Below are 6,918 nucleotides of genomic sequence, written 5' to 3' on the forward strand. Positions count from 1 at the left end.
GGCAGCGAAAACAAATCGGTGCTAAAAATGCTCGTTCCCGCAGACGGCATCGAGGGGGTAAAAAAGGTATTTTTAGAGGCGGTCAAATACGCAGGCCCTAACGCCTGTCCTCCAATGGTCGTAGGCGTCGGTATCGGCGGCACGATGGATAAGGCGGCGCTTTTAGCCAAGCAAGCCGCGGTTCGCTCGATCGATAGCAGAAATCCCGACGAGCGCTACGCCAAGCTAGAGGATGAGCTACTAGAGATGGCGCGCGCTACTGGCGTCGGTCCGCAGGGTTTGGGCGGCATAAACACCGCCGTTAAGGTAAATGTAGAGTGGTATCCGACCCACATAGCGGGGCTTCCGGTCGCCGTTAATATCAACTGCCACGCGGCTCGTCATGCCGACGCCGAACTATAAGGAGGAAATCATGTCAGAAGTTAAAAGAATTACCGCACCTTTCGATAAAAGCGTAGTAAAAAGCCTAAAGGCGGGTGATAACGTCCTAATCAGCGGCACCATCATCGCAGCCCGCGACGCAGCGCACAAGGCTCTAACCGAAACCCTCGCTCGCGGCGAGAAGCTACCCGTAAACTTAGCCGGCGAGACGATATATTATCTGGGGCCGACTCCTGCTAAACCCGGTCAGGCAATCGGTGCTGCAGGACCTACGACTAGCGGACGCATGGATAAATATACTCCTACGATGATAAACGAAGTAGGCATCAACGGCATGATCGGCAAGGGCTACCGCAGCGACGCCGTCGTCGAGGCGATGAAAAAATCGGGCTGCGTCTATATGGTCGCCATCGGCGGCGCGGGCGCGCTGATTAGCCAAAGTATTAAAAAATACGAAGTGCTAGCCTACCCCGAGCTCGGCCCCGAGGCGGTCGCGCGACTTACCGTCGAGGATTTCCCTGCTATCGTAGCAATCGATAGCGAGGGCAACAACTTCTACGAAGTAGGTCAGGCGCCTTATAGAAAAATCTAAATTTTGCTAGCGGCGTCCGCGCAGTGCTTTTGCGGCGCGGGCGTTCGTAAATTTATCGGCGTCCGCTCGGGCGCCCTAAATTTCGCAGCATAATTTGCGGCATTTATTTTGCGAAATTTTACGACTCGGCGCAGTGAAATTTTATAGCGAAATTTAAATCGCGTCCGTAAAATTTTATCTCTCTTACGGCACGGAATTTTTAAAATTTCGTGCCGCTTAAATTTCTACAGAAATTCCGTCTTTGTTTCATTTAAACAATCCGCCACTAAAATTTAATCGCAAATTTATCCAAGTCTAAATTTTAAAATTCCAGCGCCGTTCGTAAGCAAATTTAAAGCCCGCAAGCGTCATAATCCATCTTAAATTTAAAAAGGAGCAAAATGGGCGCAAGCGATCTGGAGCAGATCAGACTGGGGCTTTTGTATAAGGCGAAAAGAAATACGATCTTCGCGGCGGCGTGCATGCTCGGCTACGGCGCGTTTTTGTTATACAAGCTACGCGACGAAGAAGGTATGGCGACTTTGGTGTCGTCTATCGGATTATTCGGGCCTGTTCTTATCGTAGGCGTTTTGTGCGATGAAAGCTCTATAAAAGCTAAGATAATCTGTGCTGTCTACGTTTTTATAATGTGCCTATTTTGGATCGGTTTACAAAGCCACCCAACGACTTCCAAATATATCTCATTCGCAGCCATGACTTTAGTCTTGGCCGCTTCGAGTTTTTTTGTATTATTTAGAGTGCTTAAACGAGTTTATTCGATAAAATTTCGGCGCGCTTTTAAAGAGCATTATCTAATGCCTTATTTTAAAGCGTTCGGCTATCGATACGATATTGGAGGCAGTATCGATCCCGCCAAGCTTAAGCTCTCTGAGCTTTTTTCGCGACTAGACGAATTCTTAGACGGCAACGACAGGGTTTTGGGCGTTTATGACGGCGTGAGTTTTGCCTTTTGCGACGTGAGCTTATTTAATAGATTTTCGAAAAGCGAAATCCTCGGCACCTTTTTCTACGCGGAATTTAACAAACGCATAAGTGCCAAAACCCTGATTTTTCCCGCTCGCGCCGGCGCGCCGAACACAGGCGGGCTAAAAAAGATCGATATGGACGATGCGGAGTTTAACGCCGTCTTCGCCGTGTATTGCGAGGACGCGGCGGGCGCGATGTATATTCTAACGCCCGCCTTTATGCGGAGGCTCTTGCGCTTCGCAGGTGCCGTAGCCGCGCCCGTTAGCCTTAGCTTCGCAGATAGCAAAATTTATATTTTCGTAAATACGGGGCGCGATAATTTCGAGCCGGGCATCGACGAAAGCGTGCTGCGCCGCGACCCCGCCGCACTCATCAAGCGCGAGCTTTCGCACTTTTTAGCGATCGTAAAAAACCTAAAACTAAACGAAAGAATTTGGAGCTAGCAGGCGGCTCGCGGCAGCTTTGCGTGTCACAGCCTCGCACACTATAGCTTCACGCGCCGTGCTGCAACCTCACACACCGTAAAATTTGAAATTTTAAAATTCCGCTTTTTGATTTCGCGCTTTGGAATTTTACGCGCCTTGAAATCCCGCGCGTTTTGAAATTTAAAATTTTAATCCATGCTACGGAATTCTGCGCCGCAAAATTTAAAATTCTGAAATTAAAATTCCGCGCCTTGAAATTCTACGCTTTTAAATTTACAGCCCAAAAGCCTTAAAATTTAAAATCCAAATCCGCTCGCTGCGGAATTCTGCGAAATTTGAAATTGCAAAATTCCGTGAGGCTGCCGTTTGAAATTCGCCTTTCAAAGCATAAGGCTAAGCAGCAGCAAAAATCCGATGAAGCTTAGGGCGTTGCCGAAGGAGCCGCCGATGTGATCGCCGAGCCACGTCAGCACGAGCGCGCCGCCTAGACGCAGACCTATTTGTAGCGCCACGCTCGCGATAAAATCTATCACGCGCCGAAGTCCGCTGCGCGTATCGCCGAGCTTCATGCCGCGGCTTTGGTTCCACAGTCCGCTTACGCGGTAGTCCTTGTAGCGGGCGCGAAGAATATCTCCGTTTTGCAGCTCGAAGCTCTGCGAAGCGTCTTTTGCCTTGACGGATACCGCGACTTCGGCGGAGCGGGCGGAATTTATAGAATTTGCTGCGTTAGTGGAATTTGCAGAGCTTGCGGAATTCGCTGATTTCGCAAAATTTTTAACGCTCGCAGAATTTTCTGCGTTTAAATTCTTAAATTTCGCAGAATTTTTGCCGTCCGCAAGCTCCGCTAAATTTTGATCCGCACGTAGCGCGTCAGAGACGATCTGCCGCTTGCTGTCGCCCGATAAATATAGCCCGTCCAGCGCGAAGCCATAATAATAAACGTCGCCGCTTCGCAGCACGCGCACGCCGCTAGCATAGCCCTCTGCTTCGCCGCTTCGCTTGGGCTCTTTGGAATGCGGAAGCGTTGCGAATATGCGTCCGAACTTTGCGGCGCGCCAGTCTCTTCGCATAAACCTAAAGCTGCAATACGCAAAAGGCGCGAGGATGAGCAGGGCTAGCAGTCCCGCAGGAGCCCTTGCATCAAAGATAAAGATTATGCAGTAGATGCTCATCGCGGTCAGCACTACGCCGAAGGCTGCGAATATCGCGGCAAGCGCCGTGCTACCGGCGTCCTTCCAGCGCTGCGCGCCTAGGCTTAGATTAACGAAATCTAACGGAAGGACGGAAGCGGCGGAGTTTACCGAAGCGCTGTGCTTCTCGCGGATAGAAATTAAAGAGAATGAGCCGCTTAAATCTTTGCAATTTAAATTCGAAGCATAAAACTTCGTATCGGCGTTCGCCTGCTCGTTAAAGCCTTCGCGGATCAGGCTCAAAGCGGCGGAATTTATACCGCTGCGATCTTTGCCCACTAAATCAGATACCGCAGAATTTTGGCGCGCACTTGCCGCCGTATCGCTATATGCGTCGCAGTCTGAATTTGTGGCGGTGGAATTTTTGCTATTTGGAGTTTCGCGGCTAGGGCGCGGCACGGAATTTTCGCCGCTTAAATCGGCGTCGCTTAAATCCTCGCGGCAGGAATTTAAGCTTCCCAAAGCCTCATCGCCGGAATTTGAGCTTGAAGCCTCATATATCACCGCTAGCTCGTCGCCCTCGCGTATCGGCAGATAAAGTCCGTCGCGCCTTAAGTCCAAATTTCCCGCAAAGCGCAAGCGCTCCAGCGTAAAGCTAAATTTCGCCGTGCCTGCAGCCGCGGGCTGTAGCTTCAAATCCCTGGCCGTGCCGCGAGCAAGCTTGATCTGCTGCGGCGAAAGAAATTTAGCAAACCTCATTTGCGCCTTTCAATTTAGCAAAATTCCTCCGATCATTTCGCGGCGGATTTTTTGCGAATCTGGATATTGATGAGCTCCACCAGCAGCGAAAACGCCATCGAGAAGTAGATGTAGCCCTTAGGTATGTGAAAGCCCAGGCCGTCGGCGATCAGCGAGACGCCCACCAAAATCAAAAACGCAAGCGCTAAAATTTTGATCGTCGGGTTTGCGTCCACGAAGCGCGCGATCGCGCCGCTAGCGAGCATCATCACGCCTACGGCGATGACGACTGCGAGGATCATCACGGGCAGGTGCTGCGCCATGCCCACGGCGGTGATGACGCTGTCGAGCGAAAAGATGATGTCCAAAACTGCGATCTGCACGAGAGTGCCGCCGAAGCTTGCCTTGCCGCCGCTAGCGCTATGTTCGTGCGCCTCGCCGGTGGCGCTGGAGTGGATCTCGAGCGTGGATTTTACGAGTAGAAACAATCCACCGCCGATCAGCACGAGATCGCGCCCGCTAAAATCGCGCGCAAGCACGCTAAATAGCGGTTTGGTTAGCCCCATGATCCAGCTTAGGCTAAGAAGCAGCAAAATGCGCGTGATCATCGCAAGCGCAAGTCCGATTATACGGGCACGCCCGCGCTGCGCCTCGGGCAGGCGGCCGCATAAAATCGCGATAAAGATGATATTGTCGATGCCAAGCACGATCTCAAGTCCCGTGAGCGTCGCCAGGCTGATCCATGCCTCGGGTGAGGCGATCCATTCAAACATCGGTTTCCTTTGGATAAAAATTTAAGCTGTGATAATAGCGAAAGTTTGGTTAAAATTTCTAAATTTTACCGCCTTTGCGCGCGAAACTGCGCGAGGATTTAGGCGATGCGATGCGGACGGTTTATCTTAGAATTTTACCGCAAATTTATCGCGGCAAAATTGCGGCGCACGGAATTTCGTGGATTGAGAGAGCGAAATTTTGACGACGAAATTTTAAATTTTCAGCTCTAAATTTACCCGTTTTTAAGCAGGGGGGGGGGTAGCATTATTTTCTAGAAAATTTACCTCAAGGAGTTAAAGATGAAATATATGCTAAGCGCCGTACTTGCGGCATTGTTTTTAGCAGGATGTGGCGAGGACGAAGTAGAGCTCGTGAAAAACTACACTCTGCCCGATTTTAAGTCTATGAGTATCGGCACGGCGATCGAGGGTTCGAAAATCTGCAAAAGTGTCACCTGGAGCAAAGAGGAAAACGGCGGATTAAAGACGGTTAAGATGGTCTGCGACTTGGATATGGAGCGCATGAAAGCAAAGATAGTGCAAGATAAAACCGAGAGCCTTAAATCTTATAAACAAAGAGCATTGGATACATCTTTAAATAATGCTATGATTTATTACAAAAGTAAGGTCTATGATGAGCAAGGTCTGCTTAAGCTAGCAAAGGAACACTGCAAACTCAATGAGGTAAAATTCCAAGAAACATTTAAAACTAAAGGCAAAATAGAATTCGACGATGAAGACAAGATAGTTGATTGTGACGATAAATTAAAAGGGGAATTTCAAAAAGAATATAGCGTTGATTATATTATAGAATATCTTAAGAGAGCCGTCTATTACTCGCAGCTAACGGTAGAGCAATATGATGCAGTTTTTGGACGCAAAAAAGTAGAGTATCCATCAAAAGCTGTTATTGAGCTAAATTTTATCGTCAATGCCGATAAAAGCATAAGTTTGTCGGATAAATTTATGGTGACCGAAGATGTTGCCGATGATATTATTAAAACAAGTTCGTTCACTGGTAAAAGGGTGGCAGAAGACGCCTTAGTAATTTTCTACGAAAGAAAGTAAGTACCTCATCTCTCGGCTAAATTTGATGAAATTTTAAAATTTAGCCGAGTTTTTATATCAAAATTTCATTCAAAATTTTTTACGCGCAGTTTTAAATTTAAAGCGCAATGCCTTCTCGTCGTCAAGGCTAAATTTAAATTTTAGCTTTATTGCGGCGCGCGGACTGAATTTACGCTGCGCGGAATTTTAAAATTTATTCGGGCGCGGATAAGCTAGCGAGCCGAGCTTGCGGTTTTAGATAAAATTTCAACCTTGTACGGGCTCTTACGAGATATGAAAGCGCGGTTAAAATTCCCACAAGTAGCGCAAGAGTAGGCCATAGCCGTGAGCTCGAGACGGGAGAGGTTCGGTTAAAATTCCGACGAGCTAGCGAAAAAGCGGATTCCGCCAGCTAAAAACTAACGATTGTCGTATCGGCTGAAATCGGCGTGCTTTGCATTCAAATATGAGTTTCGGCGCCGTTTGCCAACGGAATATCAGTCGAAATCAGTGTACTTCGTCTTTGGATATTTAGTTTTGCACCGTCTAAAATATCAATCGAAATCGGCGGTTTTTGCCTCGCCGATCAAGCAAGCTTGCTGCCGCGTTAATCAAACAGCGAGGGTTGCAGCGATTTGATCTTGTAGCTTGCGCGGTGAAACGGCGTGAGCCCGTACCGCTCGATCGCCGCGATGTGCGCGCGCGAGCCGTAGCCTTTGTTTTGCGCGAAGCCGTATTGCGGGTAGCGCTGCGCGAGCTCATACATCGTGCGGTCGCGCGTGACCTTGGCGAGGATGCTTGCCGCGCTTACTTCGGCGATTTGCGCGTCGGCCTTTACGAGCGTCTGAAGCCCGCGTACGCCGAAG

At 49.0% G+C, this 6,918-nt stretch carries 6 protein-coding genes and 1 pseudogene; 4 read left to right on the forward strand and 3 right to left on the reverse strand.

Going from position 1 to position 6,918, the window contains the following annotated elements; genetic code table 11:
* The 3 genes from Q0369_RS06470 to Q0369_RS06480 form a co-directional block, all read left to right on the forward strand.
* A partial coding sequence (locus Q0369_RS06470) for a fumarate hydratase (protein ID WP_298097567.1) occupies nucleotides 1-402 on the forward strand: 402 nt, incomplete at its 5' end.
* Nucleotides 403-412: 10 nt separating this feature from the next.
* A complete protein-coding gene (locus Q0369_RS06475; RefSeq protein WP_040303892.1) occupies nucleotides 413-973 on the forward strand; it encodes a Fe-S-containing hydro-lyase in 561 nt (186 codons plus the stop codon).
* A gap of 380 nt (nucleotides 974-1,353) precedes the next feature.
* On the forward strand, nucleotides 1,354-2,382 hold the full coding sequence (locus tag Q0369_RS06480; protein WP_298097570.1) for a DUF3137 domain-containing protein: 1,029 nt from the start codon (nucleotides 1,354-1,356) through the stop codon (nucleotides 2,380-2,382).
* Between the two features lie 362 nt (nucleotides 2,383-2,744).
* Here the strand turns inward: Q0369_RS06480 and Q0369_RS06485 are convergent, their stop codons facing one another.
* Together Q0369_RS06485 and Q0369_RS06490 are read right to left on the reverse strand one after the other, a co-directional pair.
* Nucleotides 2,745-4,253: a hypothetical protein gene (locus tag Q0369_RS06485; RefSeq protein ID WP_298097573.1), complete on the reverse strand. Its 1,509-nt coding sequence runs from the start codon at nucleotides 4,251-4,253 to the stop codon at nucleotides 2,745-2,747.
* 32 nt (nucleotides 4,254-4,285) lie between these two features.
* Nucleotides 4,286-5,005 (reverse strand): TerC family protein, encoded by a 720-nt coding sequence (locus Q0369_RS06490; RefSeq protein ID WP_298097576.1) that lies wholly within the window; start codon nucleotides 5,003-5,005, stop codon nucleotides 4,286-4,288.
* Nucleotides 5,006-5,305: 300 nt separating this feature from the next.
* Here Q0369_RS06490 and Q0369_RS06495 point away from each other — a divergent pair, with 300 nt between their 5' ends.
* Nucleotides 5,306-6,073 (forward strand): hypothetical protein, encoded by a 768-nt coding sequence (locus tag Q0369_RS06495; RefSeq protein WP_298097579.1) that lies wholly within the window; start codon nucleotides 5,306-5,308, stop codon nucleotides 6,071-6,073.
* A gap of 586 nt (nucleotides 6,074-6,659) precedes the next feature.
* On the opposite strand, the pseudogene Q0369_RS06500 reads toward Q0369_RS06495, so the two are convergent.
* Nucleotides 6,660-6,918: pseudogene (locus tag Q0369_RS06500) on the reverse strand (ribonuclease HII); the annotation flags it as partial.

Source organism: uncultured Campylobacter sp. (genome assembly GCF_938030685.1).
Lineage (GTDB): Bacteria > Campylobacterota > Campylobacteria > Campylobacterales > Campylobacteraceae > Campylobacter_B.